The following is a 24,861-nucleotide window of genomic DNA, read 5'->3' on the forward strand; positions in this document are numbered from 1 at the left end:
CCGAAACACAACAGTTGCCCCCCCACCACCCAGCGGAGCGCTACGGCGAGAACTCGACCGGAAGCCGGTCGAGTTTCGCCTCCCACGTCGAAGCCGTGGACGTGAGCTCGTCCGGCGTCACCGCGAGCCGCAGCCCCGACAGCCGGTGCAGCAGCACATCGACGGCCGTCTCGATGATGGCCTGCCCGATGTTCTGCCCGGGGCACTCGTGCGGCCCCCCGCTGAACGCGAGATGCGACTGGTTGCCGTGCACGGAGATGCCGACGTCGGGCCGGATCTCCGGGTCGATGTTGCCGGCGGTCAGACCGAGGACGAGCAGGTCGCCCTCCTGGATCCGGTGCCCGCCCAGTTCGAGGTCGGCCGCGGCGAACCGCCCCGGCAGGACGGCCAGTGGCGGGGTGTTCCACATGACCTCCTCGACGACGGCGGAGATGTTGAGCTGTCCGCTGACCAGACCGGAGAGCCGGTTGGTGTCGGTGAGCACCAGTTGGAGCACCCGGGCCAGCAGATTGCTGGTGGTGGCGTTGGCGGTGATCAGCACCAGACGCAGATGGTTGAGTATCTCGTCGTCGTCGAGGTCGGCGTGGTGCTCCAGCAGCCCGGTGGTGAAGTCGGAGCCCGGCTCCACCCGCTTGCGCTCGGCGAGTGCACCGAGGATCTGCATGATGCGGTCGTTGTGGACGACTGCTTCGGCACCGCCCTTCATGACCAGCGCCGTGGACTCGGCCAGCTGCCGCCCCTCGCTCTCCGCGAGCCCGAACACCCTGGTCAGCACGAGCATCGGCAGATACTCGGAGTAGTCGGACACCAGGTCCGCACTGCCCGCCCCGGCGAACGAGTCGATCAGCTTGTTCGCGAAGTGCGTGACATGGCGGCGGATGCCGCGGCTGGAGACGGCCTGCAGATTGTCCGTGACCGCGCCCCGCAGCCGGCGGTGCGGTTCGCCGTCCTGGGAGACGCAGTCGGGCCGCCACCCGAGCATCGGAATCAGTGGCGAGGTGCTCTCGACACGCCCGTCCTTCCAGTCCCGCCAGATTCGCGAATCCCGGCTGAACTGGCGGGGGTTGTCGAGCACCCGCCGGTTCTCCCGGTAGCCGAGGACCAGCCACGCCGGGATGTCGCCCTCCAGCAGCACCGGCGCGACCGGCCCGTGCTGCTTTCGCAGGCGCGAGTAGATACCGATCGGGTCGGTCGCCGCGTCGGGCCCGTAGAGACGGGTGAGCCCGTCTCCCCCGCCGTGTGCGACCGGGCAGCCGCGCGGGGCGTCGGGACCGTTTAAGGGCTGGTCGGTCATCGGGACTCCAGAGCGACTGCGGAGCGTTCCTTGAGGTGGCGTATCAGCGCGATGAGCACATCACGGCTGGAGGCCCGGTCGCGGGCGTCGCAGGCCACGATCGGGGTGTGCGGGGAGATGTCCAGCGCGTCGCGGATCTCCTCGACCGGGTGGTCCTTGGAGTCGGGGAAGACGTTGAGGGCGATCACGAACGGGACGTTCTGCCGCTCCATCTCCTCGATCGCCCGGAAGCTGGAGGCCAGTCGACGCGTGTCGACCAGGACCACGGCCCCGAGCGCGCCCTTGAACAGGCCGTTCCACAGGAACCAGAACCGCTCCTGGCCGGGCGTGCCGAACAGATACAGCACCAGCTCGTCGTTGATGCCGATCTTGCCGAAGTCGAGGCTGACGGTGGTCTCCTGCTTGTCCGCCACCCCGATCAGGTTGTCGACGTCCGCGCTGGCCTGGGTCAGCGTCTCCTCGGTGGTGAGCGGCTTGATGTCGCTGACCGAGCGGACCATGGTGGTCTTGCCGGTGCCGAATCCGCCGGCGATCATCACCTTCACCGAGCGGGCACCGGCCGGCAGAGTGCCGTCGGCCGAGTACCGGTCGGGATGGTCAAAGCCTTTCAAGTCCACTGAGTACCTCCTCAAGGAGCGCGAGGTCGGGCCCGCGACCGGCGTTCGACGCCGGGATGGGGTCACGGGCTTCAACGCGTCCTGCGTCCAGCAGATCGGCCAAGAGCACCGCGAGAATGTTGAAGGGCAATCCGAGATGGGCGCCGAGCTCGGCCACCGACAGCGGATCGCGGCAGCGCCGGAGGATCTCCTCGTGCTCGTGCTGCAGACCGGGGACGGCCGCGGCACGGGAGGTGATGAGGGTCGCCACGTCAAGGCTCGACGACGAACCGCCCGGTCCGCTGCGACCGCCCGTGAGGACGTAGTAGCGCTCCAGACCGGACGGGTCCGTGGGTCGGCGGGGACCACTCATCCAGAGTGCTCCTCCAGGCGCGGAGTGGTGCCGAGGAGCTCACCCATCCTGCGGGCCAGGTCCCTCATCTGGTGGCCGAGCAGGCCCTGGTCGAGCCCCTCCCTGGCGAGTACTCCGAGGTACGTCTCCACGCCGGCGCGCACCACGAAGAGGTGACCGCCGTCGACCTCGATCATCGCGAGGCGCAGTTGCCCGGCGTATTTGGGGAACTGCTCTGCCACGGGCTGGGCCAGTGCCTGCAGGCCCGCCACGACAGCGGCGAAACGGTCCACGTCGTCGGGGTCGTCGGCGCCGTAGGAGGTGATGGCCTTGCCGTCGCTGGAGGCCACGAGGGCGAAGCGGATCTCCTGGATGCTCTCCACCAGATCGCGGAGCGCCCAGCTCACGTCGGTTCCCTGTTGCGTCATGTGGACTAGTCGCTCTCTTCAGTGCGGTGCTCTGTGGACTCACGTCCGGCGGTCGGCTCGTGTCCGGCAGCCGGCTCGCGCCCGGCGGCCGGCTCACGTCCGGCCGTGGCGAAGGCGGCCAGGCCGGTGAAGGACTCGTCCGGCGGCACCGCGTGCGAGGCGGTGGCGGTGGACTCTTCCTCCCGTGCGACCGGCTTGGGCCTCTCGGACTCGGCTCGCCTGCGGCGCCGGGGCAGACCGCCGGGGGTGGTGTCCCCGGTCTCCTCCGGCTCCTCGGCCAGGCCCGATTCCTCGGCCGGGGCCGAACCGGTGTCCGGCGCGACGGAAGCCTCAGCGGCAGGAGCCGGCGCCGTGACGGCGGCGGGCAACTGGCTGAAGTACTTGTGAGGTACCACGATGACCACCGAGGTGCCGAGCCACGGCGAGTCCGCGAAGGTGACCCTGATGCCGTACCGGCGGGCCAGGGCTCCCACCACGCGCAGACCGAGGTGGGCGTCCTCGGACACCCCGCCGAGGCCGGGGCCGGGGGCCACACCCTCCAGCGACTGGAGGGCCTCCTGCTTCTTCTCCTCGTTCAGGCCCTTGCCGGAGTCCTGGATCTCGATGCCGACACCGTTGGGCACCTCCTTGCCGGAGACGATCACCGGCTCGGTGGGCGGCGAGTAGCGTGCCGCGTTGTCGAGGAGGTGGGCGAAGATCAGCGTGAGGTGGTCCACCATGCCGCCGTCGACGCCGAGTTCGGGCAGGTGCTGGACCTGGACGCGGTCGAAGTCCTTGATCCGGCCGATGCCGCCGCGCACCACGCTGAGCAGGCGCTGAGGCTCCTGCCACTGGCGGCCGGGCCGGTCCGAGCCGCCGAGCACGCCGATGCTCGCGGCCAGCGAGTCGGCGGGGCCGAGCTGCTGGTCGAGCTCCATCAGGCCCTGGGCGACGGAGGGCAGCCTGCCGTGCTCGCCCTGCATCTCGTGGAGCCTGCCGCGCAGCTTGCTGGTCAGTACGTGGATACGGCTGCCGATGCTGATGACGGCCTGCTCGGCGGAGGTGGAGCGGTTGAACTCCTGCTCCACGCCGATGAGCGCAGTCCTGAGCACCTTGCGCAGCTGGGCCTGCAGGTCGGCGCTGACCTCGGCGCACTGGTTGACGGACGGCAGGACGTCGTCGATGGAGTCACCGGCCCGCAGCCGCTCAAGCGCCTCGGGCAGTTGCTGGTCGGCGAGCTGGGCGACGGCCGCGAGCTGCCGGTCGAGCTGCTCCTGCCAGGCCTGTGTCTGCTCGGCGATCCGCGCCTCGTAGGCCTGGGCCTGCTCGGCCAACTGCGCGTCGTACGTGGATCGTTCGGCGGCGTACTTGCGCTCCAGACCCGCCACGTGCTGCTGCCACTGCTGGGAGTGTTCGGCCTGCGCGTTCCTGAACTCGCCGGCGCTGCGGCGCAGCTGGAGCTGGGAGCGGACGAGAAGTCGTACGGAGATGGCGCTCGCGGCGGTCGCCGCGACCCCGGAGACGATCGCGGGTATCTGGGTCGAGTCGGGTCCGGCGACCGCGGCGGCGACGGTTCCAGCGCCTAAGGCCAGGGGCATCAGCCACCAGCTGTACCAGGCGGCCGGTGCCCGCGCCTCCGGTGGCGGAGTGGCAAGTTCCATCTGCATCCTTCGAAGCAACACGATCGAACAGGGGGGAGAAGCTCGGGGCAGCACTCGTCGCGCGGTGATCCACCCCGCGACGGGCATGCGTGGACAGCGAGCGACAAACGGATTGCTGTCGCGTCAACTCGCCGCGCCTCAGGGAACCTTATCGGGTTTGATCTACCTCAGATCAACCTCACCGGCCCACTTCTGTGAAGCTTTGGCAACCCCGCGACCAGCTCGAATCAGTCGACAAATCCCTTTACTCATCGGCACGACCAGAGGGCGCTGTGACGAAAACGGCGGGTACGACACGGAACGCGTGGGCATGCATGTCATGATCACAGCACCCGAGTTGATCTTGAGGAGACTCACCGATGAGAGGCATATCAGGTCCTCCCGCCGCGGCTCCGACCGCGCCCGGCCGCCTGCCCTTGATCGGACACGGACACCAACTGGCCCGACGTCCCCTGGAGTTCATGAACGCGCTGCGCGAACAGGGCAGCGTCGTGAAGATCCTGATAGGCCCCACCCCCGCCTATGTGGTCACCGACCCGGCCGTCACCCGCCGGGTGCTGGTGACGGAGGTCGACGCGTTCGCAAAGGGCGGCAAGATCATCGACGCGCTGCGGGTGTTCTTCGGCGACGGCCTCGCCACGATCGCCGACGGCGACCTGCACATGAAGCACCGGCGGCTGATGCAGCCGATGTTCAACAAATCGCACATCGCCACCCGTGGCGACGTCATGATCAGCCACGTACGGACGGCGACCGAGGCATGGGCGGAGGGGGTCGCGCGTGACACGTACGAGGACATGAACGACCTGACTCTGTCGACGTTCCTCGTGGCGCTCTTCGGTTCGGGCCTGCCGGGACATGTCGAGCAGGAGTTCCAGGGACTCATGCCGGAGATCATGCGCGGCACGATCCGGCAGACCATCCTGCCCGGTTGGGTGACGAAACTGCCCCTGCCCGCGAACCGCGCGCACGAGCGGCGGGTCGCCCGGCTGCGGACCCTGATCGACCAGGCCATCGACCACCACCGGGCCCAGTTGGCGTCCGTGGAACAGCCCGCGCCGCCACCCGGTTGCCCCGCCCATCAGGACGGCGCGCAGGCCGAGGGCACCGCGTCGCAGACCGGCCTCTTCTCCACTCTCCTCACGGCCGACGACCCCGAGACGGGCCCTCTCTCCCGCCAACAGCTCCAGGACGAGGCGATCACCCTCCTCACGGGCGCGATCGAGACCACCGGCACGACCCTGGCGTGGACCCTGTACGAGATCAGCCGCAACCCGCGGATCGAGCGCGGACTGCACGCCGAACTCGACGCCGTCTGCGGCGAACGCCCGCTGCGCCAGGAGGACCTGAGTTCCCTGCCGTACATGCGCAGCGTCCTCAAGGAAGCCATGCGCATGTACGGACCCGCCTGGCTCGTCACTCGTACCACCACGCGCCCGGTCGTCCTCGACGGGGTTCCGATCCCCGAGGGCGCGGATGTCGTATACAGCCCGTACATCCACCAGCACGACCCCGAGGTCTACGCGGACCCGGCGGCCTTCGACCCGGGCCGTTGGGAGCCCGAGCGTGCCAAGAGCATCAACCGCTCCTCGTTCCTCGCCTTCGGGGACGGCCGGCGCAAGTGCATCGGCGAGGAGTTCGCCTGGACCGAACTCCTCATCGTCCTGGCCACCGTCGTCCAACGCTGGCGGCTGACCCTCACGTCCGCTCCCCCGCGCCCCCAGGCCATCGTCACGGTCAAGCCCGACAAGCTCTCGATGACACCGCGGCCGCGGGTCCCTACGAAAGCCCAGGAGCACGAGGAACAAACCGCTCCCTCCTGATGACTGTCACGTCCCGGTGAGGCGCTCCCGGCGCCCGGCGTCCACAACCCCCAGCCCGGGCCCGGGAGCCAGCGCCAGCACCCCCACCTTGCCCAGGTGGGCGTTGTTCTGGACCAGGCGGGCCGCCTCGGCCGTGTCGGTGAGGGGGTAGGTCTCGGTGAGGGCGGGGGTGAGGTGGCCGAGGTCGAGCAGGCGGCCGACGGCGGCCTGTTCGTGGAGGTTCGAGCCGTGGCTGCCGATGACGCGCTTGAGGCGCATCCAGAGGTACCGGTTGTCGAACTCGTGCTGGTAGCCGGTGCTGGAGCCGCACGTCACCACCGCACCGCCCCGGCGCACGACGAAGACCGAGACGCCGAAGGTGGCCCGGCCGACATGCTCGAAGACGATGTGCGGGTCCTCCCCGGTCGCGGCCCGGACCAGCTTGCCGAGCCGTTTGCCGACCAGGGCGGGATCGGCGGGCGGCTCGCTGCCGCTGAGGCCGATCTCCTCCCGGTTGATCACGTGGTGACAGCCGAGCCGGCGGGCGTACTGCGCCTTCCGCTCGCTGCTGACGACGCCGACGGCTATGCCCCCGCCGTTGCGGACGAGTTGGACCGCGTACGCGCCGAGGCCGCCCGCCGCTCCCCAGATCAGCACCACGTCGCCCTGGGTCATCCGGGCGCCCCGGTCACTGACCAGCATGCGGTACGCCGTGCCCGCGCACAGCGGGTTCGAGGCGGCCTCCTCCCATGTCAAGTGGGCCGGTTTGGGCAGGAGTTGACTGGTCCGGGCCAGGGCGTAGTGGGCCAGTCCTCCGTAGTTCGTCTCGAAGCCCCACGCCAGCATGCCCGTGCCCAGCATGCCGTCGGCGTGGGTCGCCGGGTCCTCCTCGTCGACGTACACGGGGCTCACCACGACATGGTCGCCGACCCGCCATCTGCGCACACCCGAACCCGTGCGCACGACGACACCGGAGGCGTCCGAGCCGATGACGTGGAAGGGCTGGTCGTGCCGGGCCGCCCAGCGGTCCTGGCGGCCGAAGTGCTTCAGGAAGGTGAAGGTCGGGATGGGTTCGAACATCGCCGACCAGACGGTGTTGTAGTTGATGCCGCTGGCCATGACGGCCACCAGCACCTCGTTCGGGGCGAGTTCGGGCATCGGCACCGCGCCGATGTGGATGGACTTCCGTACGTCCTTGTCGGCGACTCCGGTGAAACTGCCGACGTCCTCCGCGCGCAGGTGGGCGGCGGTGAAGCGGTCGGGTGGGGGCAGGTGCTCCAGTTCGGTGCGGGCGGCTCCCGCGACGACTGCCTCGGCCAGGGCATCCATGGTGGTTCCTCCTTGAGGGGATCGACTCGGGTCAGGGGTCGGCTCGGGCCGGGGCCCGATCAGGGCTCGGCTCGGGCCGGGGCCCGCGTCAGCTCAGGCCGAGGCCCGCCGCGAGCATGGGCCACGACGCCTTGAACTCCTGTCGCCAGTACGGCCACGCGTGTGCTCCACCGTTGTAGAAGTGCACCTGGGCCGGGATGCCCAGGGCATCCAGCCGATCGGTGAACCGGTGCGCCTGGGACCAGAGCGCGCCTTCGAGCACCGCGCCTTCGAGGTTGTCGAAGTCGCCGCCCGCCAGACCGCTGCCCTGGGAGATGTACAGGCTGGTGCCCTTGAGGTTGGCGGCCTGCGCGGAGGGGTTGTGCCGGTTCCAGTTGTCCCGGTTGAGCAGCGGGCTGCCCCAGAGCGTCAACGGCAGCAGCTGTTCCCGGGCGACGATCGCGTTGAGCACGGTCGGCATGCCGAAGGCCGTGGTGTCCAGGATCCCGCTGTACGTGGCGGCCGCCGTGAAGGTCCCGGGGTGCCGGGCGGCGAAGGCCAGGGCGCCGTAGCCGCCGGTGGAGACACCGGCGACGACACGTTTCGTCCCCGCCCGGAACTTCTGCTGCAGCAATCCCATCAACTCGTCTACCTGAAACGCCTCATAGTCCGGCGCTCCGGCACTGCCGTAGTTCCACCAGTCGGTGGGGATGCCGGTGGGGCCCGACGACGGCATCACGGTGATGACGTCCTGGCCGGCGAGGAAGTCGACGACGTCTGTCTCCCTCGTCCAGGACGTGTAGTCGTCGTGCGCTCCCTGGAGGAGGTAGAGCACGGGCCAGGTGCGGTCGGGCTGTGCGGCGTACCTGGTCGGCAGGACCACCCGTACCGGCAGCGACGCGCCCACCGCCGGGGAGGCGACCGTGAGGTCGACGGTTCGGGTGTCGAGCCACTTCTCGGCGACGACCGTGGCACCCGCGGCCACCGCGGCGGCGGGAGCGACAGCCGCGGGTGAGGCCGTCGCGGGTGAGGCCGTCACGGGTGGGGCGTTGAGCACCGCTCCCGTGCCGAGCAGGGCCGTCGTCACCGCGAGCGCGGCGCATCTCCGCCTGCGAGCCATACGAGTCGTACGAGTCATGGGGCAAGTCCCTTCAGGAGTCCCGGAGATCGCGTGTCAGCAGTGCGGCCAGCGTGTCGACGACCGGGGGGTCGAGCAGCGACAGATGGTGGCCGGGCAACGGGACGACGGTCAGGTCGGCGCAGTGCGCGTCCCAGCCGAGCGTCGCATCGTCGCGTTCGTACCGGGGGTCGTGGACGGTGTGCGGGGCGGGCTCACTCGCCCGGTAGAGCAGGGTGCGGCCCGCGTATCCGCCTGGCCGGTGGCGCTCGCCGCTGCGCAGGTCCAGGTAGGAGGTCCGCTGGTGTTCCAGGACCGCTTCCGGCAGTTCGACGCTGTCCTGCAGGACCTTGATGACGAGGTCGATCCGTCCCGCGTCGTCGAGCCCGGCGAGTTCGTCGTACGGCAGGTCGAGCGCGGTGCCGTAGGTGCGTTCCACGTACGCGGCGAAGTCCCGGAAGTGGCGCAGCGCCAGGTCGGTCGCGGTGAGGCGGGTGGGCAGGGGCAGTACCGAGTCGAGCAGGACGAGGGCGGGGACTCTGCCGTGCGGGGCCAGCAGTCGGACCGCCTCCTGCGCGACCAGACCGCCGTACGACCAACCGCCGAGGATCCAGGGGCCTTTGGCCTGCTCCTCCCGTATCCTCCGGGCGAACTCCTCGGCGCGGCCCGGCACATCGTCGGGGTCTGGCTGCCGGTCGAAGCCGTACACCGGGCGGTCGCCGTCCAGGCGCCGGGCCAGCCGGGCGTACACATCGGCGGATCCGCCTGCGGCGTGGGCCAGGAAGAGGGGGGTGCCGGGGCCGGTTCCCGGGAAGGCGCGGAGAGGGGTCGGGGCGTCGGGCCGGGTCGCGGTTCCTCCTCGTAGGGGCGTGTCGGCTCCTCCTCGTACGAGCAGGTCGGCGGCCGAACTCACCGCCGTCTCCCGCTCTTTCGGATCTCCGGGCGGCGCCTGCCGTCCCTGGGAGCCGGCCGTCTCCGCTTCTCCCCCGGTCTCCAGCAGCTCGGTCACGGCCCTCAGCGTCCCGCGTCTGAGCAGCACCCCCGGCTCCACCTCGATGCCGAACTCCCGTTCCAGCGCGGCCCGTATCCGCACGGCCGTGAGGGAGTCCAGCCCGAGGTCGGTCAACGGGGTGTCGGGGTCGAGGCGTTCGGGGCTGTAACCCATGACTGCCGCCACGCACAGCCGAAGCCGTTCGAGGGGACCGGCGGCCGGGTCGACAGGCGCCGCGCTGGGCGGTTCCCCGGACGGCTCCTCCCCCGCCCAGAAGCGGCGGTGCCGCCAGCGGGGCGGCGGGACGTCCACGATGCGGCCCTCGGGATGCAGACCCTCCCGCGGCTGGGCCACCCGTACGCCGTGGACGAACAGCGTGGCCAGCGCGGTGCGGAAGGTGAGCGCGTCGTCGGTCTCGCGCCGCAGCGTGGGAACGATCAGCGCGTCGTCGACGCCGGCATCGCGCAAGGTGTCGGTCAGCGGGTGCAACTGGGTCGCGTGCGGGGCGACTTCGACGAAGACGCGGTGTCCGTCCTCGGCGGCGGCCCGTACCGCCTGCGCGAAGCGGACGGGGTTGCGCAGGTTGGCCGCCCAGTACTCCGTGTCGCAGGGCACGCTCTCGCGGGGATCACCGAGCGCGGTGGAGTAGCGACGGCAACGCGGCTCGGAGTGCCGGACCTCGCCCAGTTCCCACGCGAACTCCGGTAGCAGCGGATCGACTTCGGGCGAGTGGCCGGCTCCCGACACACCCAGCGAGCGGGCGAAACCGCCGTTGTCGGTCACCCGGGCGACCAGCCCGGCCACGTCCTCGGCCGAGCCCGTGACCACGCTCTGCGCGGGCGAGGAGTGCACGGCCACTTCCAGTGTGCCGAACTCCCTTGCCAGCAGCGGGATGTCGGCTGCCGGCAGCTCGACGACCGCCATGGCTCCGCCGGTCAGCCGGGCCAGCAGCCGGGAGCGTACGGCGACGATCCGGGCGCCGGTGGCCTCGTCCAGCACACCCGACACGACCGCCGCGGCGATCTCACCCAGGGAGTGGCCGATGACGGCGTCGGGTTCGAGGCCGTAGGAGCGCCACAGTTCGGCGAGGGCGACCTGGACGCCGTAGAGCACGGGCATGACGGTTGCGGGGGTCGAGAGGTCGGCGTCGGGCTGGAGTCCGGCGCGCAGGGAGAGCCCCGCGTGGTAGCGCACGATGGCTTCCAGTCGGTCGACGGCGGCCGCGAACACCGGTTCCGTGGCGAGGAGTTGGCCGCCCATGCCGGGCCACTGCGAGCCATAGCCGGAGAAGACCCACACCATGGGTCCGGGCCCGCCCGGCCGCCCTTCCCCGGTGACCAGCCGCGGGGAGGGGTCGCCCGCCGCGAGGCGGCCGAGCGCGGTGCGGGTCTCGCTGCGGTCGCGGGTGACGAGAGCGGCTCGATGGCGGCCGCGGCCGGAGCGCCCCGCGAGGGTGCGGGCGAGGTCGGCGTCGTGTACGCGCCGGCTGTCGGGGGTGTCCAGCCAGGCGGCCAGCTCACCGGCGTAGGCGCGTACGCGCTCCTTGGTCGGCCCGTCGAGCAGGAGCAGCGCGGGACGCCCTGCGGGACCCTTCGCCCGGGCGGGCGAGTGGTGTTCGGCGAGGACGACATGGGCGTTCGTACCGCCGAAGCCGAAGGCCGAGACGCCCGCGGTGGCCGTGCCCGAGTAGCGGGGCCAGGGCTCGGGCGAGCCGACCACGCGCAGGCCGAGCGCGTCGAGGTCGGCGTGCGGGCCCGGGCGGGTGAAGTGGAGGTGGGCGGGGATCTCGCCGTGGTGCAGGGCGAGCACGGTCTTGATCAGGCCCGCGATACCGGCGGCCGCCTCCAGGTGGCCGAGGTTCGTCTTGGCCGAGCCGATCAGTAGGGGCTGGTCCAGGGAGCGGTCGCGGCCGAGTACGGCGCCGAGGGCGCTCGCCTCGATGGGGTCGCCGAGGGCGGTGCCCGTGCCGTGCGCCTCCACGTAGTCCACGGTCGTCGGGGCGGTGTGCGCCTCGGCGAGGAGGGCGCACTGGGCCTCGGAGTTGGGGGCCGTCAGTCCGTTGGAGCGGCCGTCGGAGTTGACGGCCGTCGCGCGGATCAACGCCAGGACGCGGTCGCCGTCGCGTTCGGCGTCCGGGAGGCGTTTCAGTACGACGACTCCGCAGCCCTCGCCGCGTACGATCCCGTCGGCCGCGGCGTCGAAGGCCTTGCAGCGGCCGTCCGGGGCCAGGGCGCCCGCGCGCTGGAAGCCGAGGGTGACGGCGGGGGTCAGGAGCAGGTTCACCCCGGCGGCGAGTGCCGTGTCGCTCTCGCCCGTCACCAGGCTGCGCACGGCGTGGTGCACCGCGACCAGCGACGACGAGCACGCCGTGTCGACGGACAGGCTGGGGCCGCGCAGGTCGAGGGCGTACGACAGGCGGCCCGCGGCGATGCTCATGGACGCGCCGGTGGCCGTCCAGGCGTCCACGGCGTGGAGGTCGGCGGTCGTGAGGTGCGCGTACTCGTTGCCGCTGATGCCCACGAAGACGCCGGTGCGGGTGCCCGCGAGCGCGGGGGCGCGGAGGGCCGCGTGGTCGAGGGCCTCCTGGGCGACTTCGAGGAGCATGCGGTGCTGGGGGTCCATGGCGGTCGCCTCGTGGGCCGGGATGCCGAAGAACTCGGCGTCGAAGCCGGCGATGTCGTCGAGGCCGCCGAGGAAGGCGCCGTGCCGGGTCACGTCGTCCGGCAGTCGTTCCGGATCCCGTACGAAGGGGTCCCAGCGGCCGGGCGGAAGTGTGCCTACCGCTTCGCGGCCTTCGGTGAGGAGTTGCCAGTATTCGTCCGGGGACGTGATGCCGCCTGGGAAGCGGCAGCCGACGCCGATGACGGCAACGATGGGGGTCGGTCCGGTAGTTCGGTTGGTGCCGGCCGTCTGTGGCTGATCGCGCAGTTCCCCGCGCCCCTTAAGGGGCGCGGTCTCCCTCAGTCGTCTCACCAGTGTGTCGATCGTCGGGGCCTCCCACAGCAGTGTGTCCGGGAGGCGTCTTCCGGCCAGTTCGCTCAGGTCGGCTGTCAGTGCCACCGCGTCCCGGGAGGTGAGTCCGGCTTCCGCCAGGGGCCTGTCGTCGGGGAGTTGGACCGAGCTGACGCCGTACCAGTCCTGGAGCCGCCCCGCGATCAGCTCACGGATCGCCCTGCGCGACACGCTCATCGCGGCCCGAACCCGCCGCTGAGGAAGCGCGTCCGGGTGGCCGCGCGGGACACCTTGCCGCTGCTCGTGCGGGGTACGGAGCCCGGCGGTACGAGCAGTAGTGAGCCGAGGCGCAGTCCGTGACGGCCGGAGACCGCGGCGCGCACGACCCGTTCGGCGTTCTGTGTGTCCTCCGGCGCCGGATCGGTGTCGCGCCGGTGCTCCGCGACCACGATGAGATCCTCGCCCACGTCGTCCGCCCGGGGCACTCCGAACGCGGCGAGGTGGTCCCGGCGGATCAGGGCCACGGCCGTCTGTACGGTCTCCTCGATGTCCTGGGGGTAGTGGTTGCGCCCGTCCACGATGAGTACGTCCTTGAGGCGGCCGGTGACAAGCAGCCGCCCGTCGTGCAGGGCGCCGAGGTCGCCGGTGCGCAGCCAGTCCCCGGCCGCGCCGAAGCCGAACGTCTCGGCCGTGAGTCCGGCGCGCTTCCAGTAGCCGCGCCCGATGTTGGGGCCGCGCAACTGGATCTCGCCGACCCGCCCCTGCGGCAGCACGGCACCGTCCCGGCCGACGATCCGCAGCTCCTGCCCGACTGGTGCCCCGCACGGGACGAGCACCGCCGCCGTCTCGTCCGAGGTCTCCTCGATCCGCCCCTCCGTGAGCGCGTCGGCGTCGCAGGCGACGGCCGAGGACGGTTCGTCCCGGGAGCTCGCGGTGACGAACACGGTGGCCTCCGCGAGGCCGTACGCCGGACAGTGCGCGGCCGGGTCGAGCCCGGCGGGCGCGAATGTCGTGTGGAAGCGGTCGACCGTCCCGGCGCGGACCGGTTCGCTGCCGTTGATGAGCACCCGTACGCGGTCCAGGCGGAGTTCGTCGACGAGCGCCGGGTCGGTGCGGGCCACGCAGTAGTCGTACGCGAAGTTCGGGGCGGCGCTGACGGTGCCCTCGTAGGAGCCGAGGAGGCGCAGCCAGCGGGCGGGGTCCTGGAGGAACGCGGAGGGGTCCATGAGGACGGAGGGGAAGCCGCCCACGACGGGTGCGGCGATGCTGAGGACGAGGCCCATGTCGTGGAAGAGGGGCAGCCAGCCGACCGTGGTGGCGGCGTCCGGGTCGGCGATGAACGCGTCGATGGCCTGGCGGGCGTTGGCGACGACGTTGGCGTGGCTGATCATCACGCCGGCCGGGCTGCGGGTGGAGCCGGAGGTGTACTGGAGGTATGCGATGTCGTCCGGCTCGGGGGCGCCCGACGGTTCGCCCGAGTCGATGAATCCGCCGCGCTGGACGGGGAGTTGGTCCACGGGTACGACGGGGACCTCCGGCAGGCCCCGTTCGCGGATGAACTCGCCCATCGCGCGAGCTGTTTCGGAGTCGCTGAGCAGACAGGCCGGTTCGCAGTCGGCCAGGACTGCCGCCAGTCGCCCTTCGTGGCCGGGGAGTTGGGGACCGAAGAGGGGTACGGCGACGACACGGGCGTACAGGCAGCCGAGGAAGCCTGCCGCGTAGTCGAGCCCCTGGGGCAGCACGAGGGCGGCGCGTTCACCGGGGGAGGCGACCTGGACGAGCCGGTCGGCGACGGCCCTGGCGCGGGCGTCGAGGGCGCGCCAGCCGAGGGCCCGGTGCACTCCGGCGGGGGCGCTCTCGGGGAAGTCGACGTGGCTGAAGGCTCGTTGCTGCGGCCGGTGTCTGGCCCAGTGCCTCAGGTGGTCCGTGAGTGAGGCGGATGCGGCGGCGGGCCGGACGGAGGTCATGGGGGCTCCAACTGGGTCGGCGGCAGCGCGAGTTGAGTGAGAGCGAGGGGAGAGTGCGTCCGCTTGGGGCGGTGCCCCAGGTTCCGCCTCCGGGCGAGGGGTGGGTTAGACGACGTGCTGACAGTTCGTCCTCCGCCATCTGTCAGTTCGCTGACAAAGGCGTGCCGTCGATTCCATGCCGTGGGCCAGAGCCCGGGCCGCGCTCTCCCGCCGACAATCCGTGCGACGGCGGAAGGAGCGTCTCGTGGGACGTGCACGGCTGTTCGCGCTGTTCTCCCTGCTCACACTGACCGGGTTCATCACGACGCTCGACAACACGGTCATCAATGTGGCCCTGCCGACCGTGCAGCGCGAACTGGGCCTGACAGTGCCCGACTTGGAGTGGGTGGCGGCCAGTTACGTGCTCAGTTTCGGCGCGCTGCTGCTGCCCGGCGGACGGCTGACCGATCTGCTCGGGCGCAGACCTGTGCTGGCGGCCGGGATCCTGGTCTTCACGGCGGCGTCGGCGGCGGCCGCCCTCGCGGACAGCGGGGGCACGCTCATCGCGGCCCGTACGGTGCAGGGGGTCGGGGCCGCGCTGGTCATCCCCGCCTCGCTCGCCGTCATCGCGGTCGACCTGCCCGCGCGGCTGCGCGCCACGGCCGTGGGCCTGTGGACGGCGGCGCTGGCCCTGGCGCTGGCACTTGGACCCGTGGTGGGCGGCTTCGTCACCCAACGGTGGGGCTGGGGCTGGGTGTTCGCGCTCAACGTCCCGTTCGGGCTGATCGCGCTGCTGCTGATGCCGGCCGTCCCCGGCCGGTCCGCGCCCCGGCGCGGCGGCCTGGATCTGCCCGGTGTGCTGCTGTCGGTGCTCGCGCTCTATCTGCTCACCTACGGTCTCGTGCGCGGTCAGGAGCAAGGGTTCGGCACCGCACCCGTACCACTGTGCCTGGGCGTTTCGGCGGTCGCCGCCGGTCTGTTCGTCGTCGTGGAGGCCCGGACCGCACGGCCGCTCGTCGAACTGCGCCTGCTGCGCGACCGGTTCCTCACCGGCGGGATCGTCGCGCAGGTGCTGTGGGGCATCGGTGTCAACGGGGTGTTCTTCTTCACGGCCCTCTATCTCCAGCGGGTGCTCGGCTTCTCGCCGACCGGGGCGGGGCTCGCGTTTCTGCCGCTGGCGGGCGCGCTGCTGCTGGGAACGCCGGTGGCCGAGCGGGCGGCCCGTGCGCTGGGCGCGCATGTCTCGATCGCGGGCGGCCTCTGCATGGTGGCGGTCGGTCTGCTGTACGTCTCGGGAGCGGGTGCGCGGGCCGGCTTCTGGGATCTGCAGCCGGGGCTGCTGCTGATCGGCTGGGGTTCCGCGTTCACCACTCCCCTGACCGTGCGCAGTCTCGACCGGGTTCCGGAGGCCGGGATGGGCATGGCGACCGGTCTGGTGAGCGCGGCACGCGAGGTCTCCGGTGTGTTCGGAGTGGTCCTGGTGGGCGTGGTCCTCACCCGTCGGGAAAGCGCCGAGCTGCGTTCCGGTGCCGATCCGCGCGGCGCGTTCCTTGAGGGCTACGACCTCGGTCTCCGGCTCGCGGCGTGCTGCGTACTCGCGGGTGCGTTCGTGACGCTGGTGACGCTGCGCCGTCGTGGGCGTCATCGGCGGGTGGCGGCACGGAGCATAAGCCGGGGCAGAAGCCGGAGCAGGAGCCGGATTCCCCTTGTCATGAAGTGACAAGCACCTGGTGCATGTCTGTCAGTCGCCGATGAGGCTCGGCAGAATCCGTGCGGGTAGCGTCAGTGTGCCCCACTTCCCGTGCGCAGAAGGAGCCGCTGCGTGACCGGATTCCGCATTCTGGAGAAGATCGAGGCCACGAACGCCACAGCGCGGGCCGAGGAGGCCCAGGGCCCGTTCAAGGCGTTCCCTTCGGGTCTGCACGACCATCTCAGACCCTTCTTCGACGACATCACCGAAGAGGTCGTACGGGCGATCAGAACGGAGATCCCGGAGTACGCGCGTCCGACGGACGACACGTACATGCAGGTCGTGCATCAGGGTGTCGAGCACGCGTTGCAGGGGTTCCTGGAGCGGATGGCGAAGCCCGACACCGACTGGGAACCGGTGACGGCGACGTACCAGCGCATCGGCCGGGGCGAGGCGGACGAGGGGCGCAGTCTCGACGCGTTCCAGTCGGCGCTGCGGCTCGGTGCGCGGGTGACATGGCGACGGATCAACGCGCTGGTCGACGCCGATCTGCTGCCTCGTCATGTGCTGGCCGCGTTCGGTGAGGCGCTGTTCCTGCACCTGGACGAGATGGCGGCCGCGACGACGGCCGGGTACACGGAGGCGCGGCTGCACGCGGCCGGTGAGCTGCAGCAGCGGCGTACGCGGCTGATCGACCTGCTGATCGTGGACCCGCCCGCGTCGGTCGCGGCCATCACGGATCTCGCGCACACCGCGCAGTGGCCCGTGCCGCGTTCGCTGGCCGTGGTCGTCATCGATCAGGGGGCACAGGCCGGGGCGGCGCAAGCGCCCATCGTGCCGCCGGAGTTCCTGGCGCGGTTCGACGTGCGCCCGGCCGTGCTGGTGGTGCCCGATCCGGAGGGCCCGGGAAGGGCGCGTGCCGTCGCCGGAGCGCTCCATGGCCTACGGGCCGTCATGGGGCCGAGCGTCGCACTCCAGGAGGGGGCGCGGTCGCTGCGGTGGGCGGCCGAGGCACTCGATCTGGCCCGGCGGGGCGTGCTGCCGGACACGGAGATGGTGCGCTGCCGGGACCATCTGGCCACGCTGATGCTGTTCCGCGACGAGGCGCTGGTGGAGGCGATGGCCGACCGGCATCTGCGCCCGCTGGACACCATCCGGCTGCCCCAGCGCGAGCGCCTGGCGGAGACACTTCTCAGCTGGCTGGAGTGCGGCCACAACGCGAGCGAGGTGGCCGCGCGTCTCGCCGTCCATCCGCAGACGGTCCGCTACCGCATGCGCCAGCTCGACGAGTTGTTCGGCGACCGGCTCCACGACCCCACCACCCAGTTCGAGATGCAGCTGGCGCTGCGGGCGCTCAAGCTCCGGAGAGCGGCCCGGGCGCGGTGACTGCCCGAAGGTGACCGTCACAGTGATTGGCCGAGGGTGAGTGTGTGCGGTCCGAAGCCGTTGCGCTCGTAGAACCGGATCGCGTCCGCGTTGGCCGCGTAGGCCGTCACCTCCGCCACTTGGGCGCCCTGTTCCCGCGCCCAGTCCAGGAAGGCAGTCACGAGCCGCGCTCCCGTCAGGGTGCCGCGGTGGGCCGGGCGCACGTACAGGCTGTGCAGGGTGGCGATCTTCGCCGGGCGCATGGCCGAGCCGTCCGCGACCGTGCCCACGAGGTGTCCTATGACCTCCCCGTCGCGCTCGGCCACGAGCGACAGCCGGGCCGGATCGTCGATGCCGGAGGCGAATCTCTCCGCACCTTCCGCGAGGGGCCAGTTGATGTCGACGGTCGCGTCCCGGGTGCCCGCGTCCTCGGCGAACAGGGCAGCGCTGGAGGCGACGAGCGCCGGGATGTCCTCGGGGCGGGCCCGGCGTACGACTGCCTGGTCGTGGTGGTCACTCATGGGACAGGACGGTAGCGGCCGGGTCTGACAGTGCCACCGGGCAGCGCTCGCCAATGCGCGGGATGTCCTGGACAGGTGTCCATATATAGTGGACACCTGTCCAGGAAAGTCCCTCTGAACCCCTGAACCCCTGAACCCCTGAACCCTCTGAAGGAGCCCACACCCCCATGCAGACACTCGCCAACGTGCTGGTCGGTCTCGTCGCCGCCCTGCACGCGTACATCCTGGTTCTGGAGATGTTCCTGTGGGAGAAGAAGCCGGGGCGCGGGCTGCACGGGTTCGACCCCGAGATGGCGAAGGCCACCGCCGCGCTCGCCGCCAACCAGGGGCTCTACAACGGCTTTCTCGCGGCCGGGCTCGTCTGGGGGCTGATCGCCGACGACCCCACGGGCTTCCGCGTACAGGTCTTCTTCCTGGCGTGCGTGATCGTCGCGGGTGTGTACGGCACGGTCACCGCGAACCGTCGCATCCTCTTCGCGCAGGCCCTGCCCGGCGCGCTCGCCCTGGCCGCCGTCCTCGTCGCCCGGTGACCTCCGACGCCAGGGCCGACCCCAGGGCCGATCCCAAGGCCGATCCCAGGGCCGAGCGCACCCGGGCCAAGCTGCGCCGGGCCCTCCTCGACGAGTGCGCCCGACGGCCGCTCGCGGAGGTCAGTGTCGCCGCACTGGTGCGCGCGGCCGGGGTCGGCAGGGCCACGTTCTATCTGCACTACGCCGACCTGGAGGCGCTGGCCGTCGACGCCTGCGCCGATGTCGTACGGGATGCCGTGGACGCCCTGCACGCCTGGCGGGGCAGACCCGACCCCAGGTCGGCGCCGGACGCTCTGCTCACGTTCTTCGCGGGCCTGCCTCCTCATGCCCCGCTGTACCGCGCCCTGTTGAGCCCGGGCGGCGGCGGACCGCTCGGCCGCGTACTCCACCAGGACCTGCGGGCCCGCAGCCTCGCCGAGCGTGAACTCGTCGGCGCGCCGGAGGCCCCTCTCATCGCCTCCGCCGTCGCCGCGACCTTCGCGGGCGTTCTCGCCGACTGGCTGCACGGGCTCGTCGAGGCCACCGCGGAGGAGATCGCCCACAAGGTGTGGCGCCTGCTCGTGGCCCTGCACGCGAGCCGATAGAACACCGCCGGTCGGGACGTCAGTCGCAGCCCGTCCCCTTCTTCACCGCCGGCCACGCCTCCACCCCGTCCGGCGTGCGGACGTACGCCTTCTTCCTGTCGGCCGTCAGCCACAACTCCCGCTCGCCGTGGCGGTAGCCGGTGTCGCGGGCCCCGTCGGGCAGGGTGACGTCGCCGTCGTACGGGGCGGTGAGCAGCCCGGACAGCACGCCCTCGGGGTCACGGGCGTACAGCACGCGCTTCGCGCCGTGGCCGAGTTCGAGGAAGTGGGCCGACTGCCAGTCGCAGTGCTCCGAGCCCTGGGAACCACTGATGGTGGTGACCGGAAGGCGGCGGCCGCGTGCGTCGGTCCAGACCTCGTGGCCCTGGTCCTCGGTGAAACTCTCGGGGAACTCCGCCGGGTCGCACGAGGCTGTCGTCTCCGGGCCCCAACCGGGCCTGTTCGGCTGGTCCTTGGCAACGATGACGGCGACCTTGGTCTCGCCACCGATGTCATACGAGAACAGCACCCGGTCCCCGTCCTCGCGCTCGACGCGATAGCCGGACCTCGGGACGTTCGGCTGCTCGATGTCGAAGTAGGCCTCAAGCCCCTCCGCCGGGGTCGAACCGCCGTCCCCCTTGCTCCAGTTGCCCCCGAACCCGCCCGAGTGGATGTCCCCCTCGCACTCCAGGGCCAGCCCCGCCGCGCCCGACTCGGCCTCGGTCGCCCGCCGGCTGTCCTCGTCGTACTCCTTGTGCGGCACGCGCAACGGTCCGCTGTAGGGCGTGGTCGAAGCGGGCCCGCCCGCGATGAGGCCTCCGTCCGTGTGCCCCTTCCTGCTCTCCACGACCACTGTCACGAGTGTCGCGACCGTCGCGATTCCCGCCACCGCCAGTCCACCCGCCTTGATTCCCCGCATGGCGCCGCCCCCTGCCTGCCGTGTCGCCGTGTCCCTCCTCCGACGCACGGGCCCCTCAGGACGTTCGGGCGGAGTTCGCTTCAGCGCTGCCGGGCCGCCTGGAACGTACGCCGGTAGGCCCCAGGTGAGACGCCGATCGCCGCGTGCAGATGCTGCCGGAGCGAGGTGCCGGTCGCGAAGCCGACCTCGCCCGCGATCCGGTCCACCGGCAGATCGCTGGCTTCGAGCAACTGCCGTGCACGGATGACGCGTTGCTGGATGAGCCAGCGGCCGGGGCTCATCCCGACCTCGTCGTTGAACCGGCGGGCGAACGTACGCAGGCTCATCCGGGCGTGGGCGGCGAGATCGGCCAGGGTCAGCGGTTCGCCGAGGCGTTCCAGGGCCCAGTGCCGGGTGGCCGCGGTGCCCGCGGTCGAGGGTTCGGGCACGGGCTGCTCGATGTACTGGGCCTGACCGCCGTCCCGCCACGGCGGGACCACACACGACCGTGCCACCCGGTTGGCCAGCTCGCTGCCGTGGTCCTTGCGCACGAGGTGCAGGCAGACGTCCACACCGGACGCGGCCCCCGCCGAGGTGAGGAGGGAGTCCTCGTCGACGAAGAGCACGTCGGCGTCCAGGTCCACGTCCGGGAACATCTTCCGGAACAGCGGGGCCAGCTGCCAGTGCGTCGTCGCCCGCCGTCCGGCGAGCATCCCCGCCGCCGCCAGGACGAAGGCCCCCGTGCAGATGGAGACGATCCGGGCATCCGGCCGGATGGCCCTCAGCGCGCCGGCCACCGCCTCGGGGAGATCCTCACTGAGCTGCGACAGGGCGAACGGCGGGATGACGACGGTGCCGGCCGTACGCAGCGCCTCCGGACCGTGTTCGACGGTGATCGAGAAGTCCGAGCTGCTGCGCACCGGCTGCCCGTCGACCGTGCAGGTCAGGATCTCGTACCTGCCCTCGGCCGAGCCGAAGACCCGGTTCGGGATGCCGAGTTCGAAGGGGTAGACCCCGTCCAGGGCCAGGACGACGACCCGCTCCACGGGTCCGTCGTACTCCCCGTGCCGGGAGCTCTCGGTGGGGTCGGGGCGCTCCCCGCAATGCGTCTGCAGCATGGCACGATCTTATCGGACAATGGCAATCATGCCATTTCCCCGGCCGTCGTGGCCCGGCAGGCTGGAGCGCATGAGCACTGAGAACACGATGCGCGCGATCAGTCAGGACGTCCTCGGCGGTCCCGAGGTCCTCAAGGAAGTGGAGCTGGAGATCCCGAGGCCCGGGCCGAGCGAGGTGCTGATCCGGGTGCACGCGGCGGGTCTCAACCCGACCGACTGGAAGCACCGGGCGAACGGCAACTTCCTCGGGAAGCCGCCGTTCGTCCTCGGCTGGGACGTCTCCGGGGTCGTCGAGGCGGTCGGCCTCGGCGTCACCCTCCACAAGCCGGGCGACGAGGTCTTCGGCATGCTGCCGTACCCGTACGGCGTCGGGGCGCACGCCGAGTACGTCACCGGTCCCGCGCGCGCCTTCGCGCACAAGCCGGCCGAGGTCGACCACACCCAGGCGGGCGCGATTCCGCTGGCCGCGCTGACCGCCTGGCAGGCACTGGTCGACACGGCGGACGTCCGGCCGGGGCAGCGGGTGCTGATCCATGCGGCGGCCGGCGGAGTGGGGCATCTGGCCGTGCAGATCGCCAAGGAGCGCGGGGCGTACGTCATCGGTACGGCCAGTGCGGGCAAGCACGAGTTCCTGCGGGGGCTGGGCGTCGACGAGACGGTCGACTATCGGGAGACCGACTTCGCCGAGGCCGTGCGGGATGTCGATGTCGTGCTGGACACGATCGGGGGCGACTATCGGTCGCGGTCGCTCAGGACCCTTCGGCCGGGCGGGCTGCTGGTGTCGATCCTGCCGTCCGGGTCGCCGGCGCTCGCCGAGGAGGCGCGGGGGCTCGGTGTGCGGGCGATCGAGCTGCTCGTGGAGGCCGATCAGGCGGGGATGCGGGCGATTGCCGAGCTTGTCGCTGCGGGGAGGCTGCGTGCCGCGGTTGCCGAGGTGTTTCCGTTGGCCGACGCCGCGAAGGCACATGCTGTGGGCGACACCGGGCGGACCGTGGGGAAGCTTGTTCTTCAGGTTCGGTAGGTCACCGGAGGGGGCGGGGAACGGTCGTATGTGACCTGCGGGCCGGTTGTGGCTGGTCGCGCAGTTCCCCGCGCCCCTGACGGGGCCACGCCCCTATGCGAACGTGAGTACCGGCTTGATCGTCTTTCCCGCGCTCATGTCCTGGACCGCCTGGCCGATGTCCTCGAAGGCGTAGGTGCTGATCAGCCGGTCCAGTGGCAGGCGGCCCTCGCGGACCAGTTTGACCAGGGCAGGGATCGCGGTCTGGGTCTCCTGGTCGCCGAGGGTGAGGCCCACCAGTCGCTTGCCGCCGAGCATGCCGTTGACGTCCAGGGCGACCTCGGAACCGAAGGGCGGGGCGCCGACGATCACCGCCGTACCGCGAGCGGCGAGCGCTTCCACGCCCTTGCGCAGGACGATGACGTTGCCGGTGGTCTCGACGACTCCGTCGGCCCCCGCCCCGCCCGTGATCAGCCGGACCGCCTCGACGATGTCCGCCTCGTTGGCGTTCACGGTGTGGGTGGCGCCCAACTCCCTTGCCAGTTCGAGCCGTTCGACGACCTTGTCGATGGCGATCACCGTGGTCGCGGGCGTCAGTGCCGCGGCCATCACCGCCGACAGACCGACCGCGCCGGCGCCCAGGATCACGACCGTGTCGCCCGTACGGGGTTCAAGGACGTTCCAGACCGCGCCCACCCCTGTCTGTACGCCGCAGCCCAGCGGTGCCAGGGACTCCAGCGGGATGTCCCTGTCGACCTTGACGAGGCTGCGCTCGTCCACCAACGCCCGCTCGGCGAAGGAGGACTGGCCGAAGAAGTGGCCGCCGAGCGGGGCCCCGTCACGGCTGATGGTGGCGGAGCCGTCGGCGCGGCGTCCGCCGAGGAGGTTCAGCGGCAACCAGGCGGCGCAGTACGCCGGGTGGCCGTCGCGGCAGTTGCGGCAGGAGCCGCAGGAGGTGAAGGACAGCACGACGTGGTCGCCGGGTTCGACGCCCGCGACGTCCGGGCCGACGGCCTCGACGATCCCGGCGCCCTCGTGGCCCAGTACGCCGGGCAGCGGGAACGGCAGGCCGCCGCTCGCGACCCCGAGGTCCGTGTGGCACAGGCCCGCGGCCACGATGCGGACCAGGACCTCATGGGCGCGGGGCTCGTCGAGCTCCACGTCGGCGAGGGTGAAGGGCGCTCCCCCGGACTCGACCACGGCTGCGCGGGTGGTGGTGGACATACTGCGAACTCCCTTGGATGAGGGTGAGTTGAAGGGGTGAGCCCGGCTGCGGGGCGCTCAGTCGAACGAGATGACGACGGACTTGACCTTGGTGTAGGAGGCGAGCGCCTCGGGCCCGTACTCACGGCCGAAGCCGGAGGCCTTGACCCCTCCGAAGGGCACCGCGGGGTCGAGCATCGCCCAGTCGTTGACCCACACGATGCCTGCCTGGAGCCGGTCGGCGACGCGGTGCGCGCGGGCGAGGTCGGTGGTCTGCAGTCCCGAAGCCAGGCCGTACGGCGTGGAGTTGGCCAGCTCGACGGCCTCGTCCTCGGAGTCGAAGGGCTGCACCGTGAGGACCGGGCCGAAGATCTCCTCCTGGACCACCCGGGAGTCGTTGGACAGGCCCGCGATGACCGTGGGCTTGTAGTAGAAGCCGCCGTTCAGGTCGAGGCGCTCACCGCCGCACACGATGCGGCCGCCCTCCTTGCGGGCCAGTTCGACGTACTCCTCGACCTTCTTCAGGTGCTTCTCCCCCGCCATCGGCCCGACGACGGTCTCGGGCTCCCGGGGGTCGCCGACCGGTACTCCGGGGACGGCGTCGGCGAGGATGCCGACCACGGTGTTGTAGAGCGGGCGCGCGACGAGCAGGCGCGGGCCGCCCATGCAGAACTGGCCGGTGTTGAAGACGAAGCCCTTGATGACCGCGCCGATGGCCTTCTCGACGTCGGCGTCCTCGAAGACGATGTGCGCCGCGTTGCCGCCGAGTTCCATGGTGACCGACTTCAGTCCCTCGCCCGCGACGCTCGCGGCATGCCGGCCGACCGCGGTCGATCCGGTGAAGGCGATCTTGTCGACGCCGGGGTTGCGCAGGAGCGCCTCTCCCGCGACCGGTCCCGTACCGGTGACGACGTTGTAGACACCGTCCGGGACGCCCGCCCTCTGGAGCAGACCGGCCATGTAGAGGGCGCTGAGCGGGGTCTCCTCGGCGGGCTTGTGCACGACCGTGTTGCCCGCCGCGAGCGCCGGGGCGATCTTCGAGCCCGCGAGGATCAGCGGGAAGTTGAAGGGTGTGATCGCGGCGACGACACCGATCGGGCCGGGCCTGGTGTAGGCGAGGCCGTTGAGCGGGGTGTCCCGGGTCGCGCCGTCCAGGGTCCAGGCGAGGGAGGCGTAGTACTCGTAGTCGTTGGCCGCGTTCGTCACGTCGACCGCGTGGCACAGCGTGATCGGCTTGCCGACGTCCAGGCTCTCCAGGGCCGCGATCTCGTCCGCGTTCTCCCGGATCAGTTCGGCGACGCGGTGCAGCACCCGGCCGCGCTCACGACCGCTCATCGTGGCCCACGGTCCGCTGTCGAACGCCTTCCGCGCGGCGCGTACGGCCGTGTCGACGTCGGTGGCCGAGGCCTCCGCCACCGTCGTGACCACCTGGCCGGTGGACGGATCGAACACGTCCGTACGCGCTCCGTCGGCCGCCTCGCGCCACTGTCCACCGATGAACAGCTGCCCGGGCCCGCTCTCGAAGGTGGTCGTCATTGCCCACTCCT

The 24,861-nt window shown here is 71.3% G+C and carries 20 protein-coding genes; 6 read left to right on the plus strand and 14 right to left on the minus strand.

Features of this window, described 5'->3' with window-relative positions; all coding sequences use genetic code 11:
* Positions 1–40 precede the first annotated feature (40 nt).
* The 5 genes from ACFWXQ_RS02300 to ACFWXQ_RS02320 are packed head-to-tail and all read right to left on the minus strand — an operon-like array spanning position 41 to position 4,310.
* Positions 41–1,294 carry a cytochrome P450 gene (locus ACFWXQ_RS02300; RefSeq protein WP_383940897.1) on the minus strand — a complete coding sequence of 418 codons (1,254 nt, stop codon included), beginning with the start codon at positions 1,292–1,294 and terminating at the stop codon, positions 41–43.
* Positions 1,291–1,911 carry an ATP/GTP-binding protein gene (locus ACFWXQ_RS02305; protein ID WP_383940894.1) on the minus strand — a complete coding sequence of 207 codons (621 nt, stop codon included), beginning with the start codon at positions 1,909–1,911 and terminating at the stop codon, positions 1,291–1,293. The genes ACFWXQ_RS02300 and ACFWXQ_RS02305 overlap by 4 nt, the downstream gene beginning before the upstream one ends.
* Entirely contained in the window at positions 1,892–2,263 is a 372-nt protein-coding gene (locus tag ACFWXQ_RS02310; RefSeq protein ID WP_189844169.1) for a DUF742 domain-containing protein, read from the minus strand. The genes ACFWXQ_RS02305 and ACFWXQ_RS02310 overlap by 20 nt, the downstream gene beginning before the upstream one ends.
* The gene (locus ACFWXQ_RS02315) at positions 2,260–2,670 is read right to left on the minus strand and encodes a roadblock/LC7 domain-containing protein (protein ID WP_055611716.1); all 411 of its coding nucleotides are present in this window, start codon (positions 2,668–2,670) and stop codon (positions 2,260–2,262) included. Before ACFWXQ_RS02315 ends, ACFWXQ_RS02310 begins: the two co-directional genes overlap by 4 nt.
* Positions 2,671–2,675: 5 nt before the next feature.
* Positions 2,676–4,310, minus strand: a complete 1,635-nt coding sequence (locus tag ACFWXQ_RS02320) for a sensor histidine kinase (RefSeq protein ID WP_383940890.1) — start codon at positions 4,308–4,310, stop codon at positions 2,676–2,678.
* 359 nt (positions 4,311–4,669) lie between these two features.
* Here ACFWXQ_RS02320 and ACFWXQ_RS02325 point away from each other — a divergent pair, with 359 nt between their 5' ends.
* The gene (locus ACFWXQ_RS02325) at positions 4,670–6,133 is read left to right on the plus strand and encodes a cytochrome P450 (protein WP_383940887.1); all 1,464 of its coding nucleotides are present in this window, start codon (positions 4,670–4,672) and stop codon (positions 6,131–6,133) included.
* A gap of 6 nt (positions 6,134–6,139) precedes the next feature.
* Here ACFWXQ_RS02325 and ccrA read toward each other — a convergent pair whose 3' ends face one another.
* The 4 genes from ccrA to ACFWXQ_RS02345 all read right to left on the minus strand — a co-directional run bounded on the left by ccrA (position 6,140) and on the right by ACFWXQ_RS02345 (position 14,447).
* The gene (gene ccrA, locus ACFWXQ_RS02330; protein ID WP_383940884.1) at positions 6,140–7,441 is read right to left on the minus strand and encodes a crotonyl-CoA carboxylase/reductase; all 1,302 of its coding nucleotides are present in this window, start codon (positions 7,439–7,441) and stop codon (positions 6,140–6,142) included.
* A gap of 88 nt (positions 7,442–7,529) precedes the next feature.
* Positions 7,530–8,558: an alpha/beta hydrolase gene (locus ACFWXQ_RS02335; RefSeq protein ID WP_383940881.1), complete on the minus strand. Its 1,029-nt coding sequence runs from the start codon at positions 8,556–8,558 to the stop codon at positions 7,530–7,532.
* A gap of 13 nt (positions 8,559–8,571) precedes the next feature.
* Positions 8,572–12,717, minus strand: a complete 4,146-nt coding sequence (locus tag ACFWXQ_RS02340; RefSeq protein WP_383940878.1) for a beta-ketoacyl synthase N-terminal-like domain-containing protein — start codon at positions 12,715–12,717, stop codon at positions 8,572–8,574.
* Complete coding sequence (locus ACFWXQ_RS02345; RefSeq protein WP_383940875.1) at positions 12,714–14,447, minus strand: fatty acyl-AMP ligase; 1,734 nt, start codon at positions 14,445–14,447, stop codon at positions 12,714–12,716. Before ACFWXQ_RS02345 ends, ACFWXQ_RS02340 begins: the two co-directional genes overlap by 4 nt.
* Before the next feature lie 244 nt (positions 14,448–14,691).
* Here ACFWXQ_RS02345 and ACFWXQ_RS02350 point away from each other — a divergent pair, with 244 nt between their 5' ends.
* Complete coding sequence (locus tag ACFWXQ_RS02350; RefSeq protein WP_383940872.1) at positions 14,692–16,146, plus strand: MFS transporter; 1,455 nt, start codon at positions 14,692–14,694, stop codon at positions 16,144–16,146.
* Between the two features lie 102 nt (positions 16,147–16,248).
* Positions 16,249–17,502, plus strand: a complete 1,254-nt coding sequence (locus tag ACFWXQ_RS02355; protein WP_383940869.1) for a PucR family transcriptional regulator — start codon at positions 16,249–16,251, stop codon at positions 17,500–17,502.
* 17 nt (positions 17,503–17,519) lie between these two features.
* Here the strand turns inward: ACFWXQ_RS02355 and ACFWXQ_RS02360 are convergent, their stop codons facing one another.
* Complete coding sequence (locus ACFWXQ_RS02360; protein WP_383940866.1) at positions 17,520–18,002, minus strand: GNAT family N-acetyltransferase; 483 nt, start codon at positions 18,000–18,002, stop codon at positions 17,520–17,522.
* Between the two features lie 167 nt (positions 18,003–18,169).
* On the opposite strand from ACFWXQ_RS02360, the gene ACFWXQ_RS02365 reads away from it, so the two are divergent.
* A complete protein-coding gene (locus ACFWXQ_RS02365; RefSeq protein WP_307519149.1) occupies positions 18,170–18,532 on the plus strand; it encodes a DUF1304 domain-containing protein in 363 nt (120 codons plus the stop codon).
* On the plus strand, positions 18,529–19,116 hold the full coding sequence (locus tag ACFWXQ_RS02370; RefSeq protein ID WP_383940863.1) for a TetR/AcrR family transcriptional regulator: 588 nt from the start codon (positions 18,529–18,531) through the stop codon (positions 19,114–19,116). The genes ACFWXQ_RS02365 and ACFWXQ_RS02370 overlap by 4 nt, the downstream gene beginning before the upstream one ends.
* A 19-nt stretch (positions 19,117–19,135) precedes the next feature.
* On the opposite strand, the gene ACFWXQ_RS02375 is transcribed toward ACFWXQ_RS02370, so the two are convergent.
* Positions 19,136–20,014: a hypothetical protein gene (locus tag ACFWXQ_RS02375; protein WP_383940861.1), complete on the minus strand. Its 879-nt coding sequence runs from the start codon at positions 20,012–20,014 to the stop codon at positions 19,136–19,138.
* Between the two features lie 80 nt (positions 20,015–20,094).
* The gene (locus ACFWXQ_RS02380; protein WP_383940859.1) at positions 20,095–21,111 is read right to left on the minus strand and encodes a GlxA family transcriptional regulator; all 1,017 of its coding nucleotides are present in this window, start codon (positions 21,109–21,111) and stop codon (positions 20,095–20,097) included.
* A 70-nt stretch (positions 21,112–21,181) separates the two neighbouring features.
* Here ACFWXQ_RS02380 and ACFWXQ_RS02385 point away from each other — a divergent pair, with 70 nt between their 5' ends.
* A complete protein-coding gene (locus tag ACFWXQ_RS02385) occupies positions 21,182–22,132 on the plus strand; it encodes an NADP-dependent oxidoreductase (protein WP_386267344.1) in 951 nt (316 codons plus the stop codon).
* Positions 22,133–22,225: 93 nt separating this feature from the next.
* Here the strand turns inward: ACFWXQ_RS02385 and ACFWXQ_RS02390 are convergent, their stop codons facing one another.
* Together ACFWXQ_RS02390 and ACFWXQ_RS02395 are read right to left on the minus strand one after the other, a co-directional pair.
* Entirely contained in the window at positions 22,226–23,335 is a 1,110-nt protein-coding gene (locus ACFWXQ_RS02390) for an NAD(P)-dependent alcohol dehydrogenase (RefSeq protein WP_383955469.1), read from the minus strand.
* Between the two features lie 57 nt (positions 23,336–23,392).
* Positions 23,393–24,850, minus strand: a complete 1,458-nt coding sequence (locus ACFWXQ_RS02395; RefSeq protein ID WP_383955466.1) for an aldehyde dehydrogenase family protein — start codon at positions 24,848–24,850, stop codon at positions 23,393–23,395.
* Positions 24,851–24,861: the final 11 nt, after the last annotated feature.

The sequence above is a fragment of the Streptomyces sp. NPDC058697 genome (genome assembly GCF_042715345.1).
GTDB classification, from domain to species: Bacteria; Actinomycetota; Actinomycetes; order Streptomycetales; family Streptomycetaceae; genus Streptomyces; species Streptomyces liliifuscus.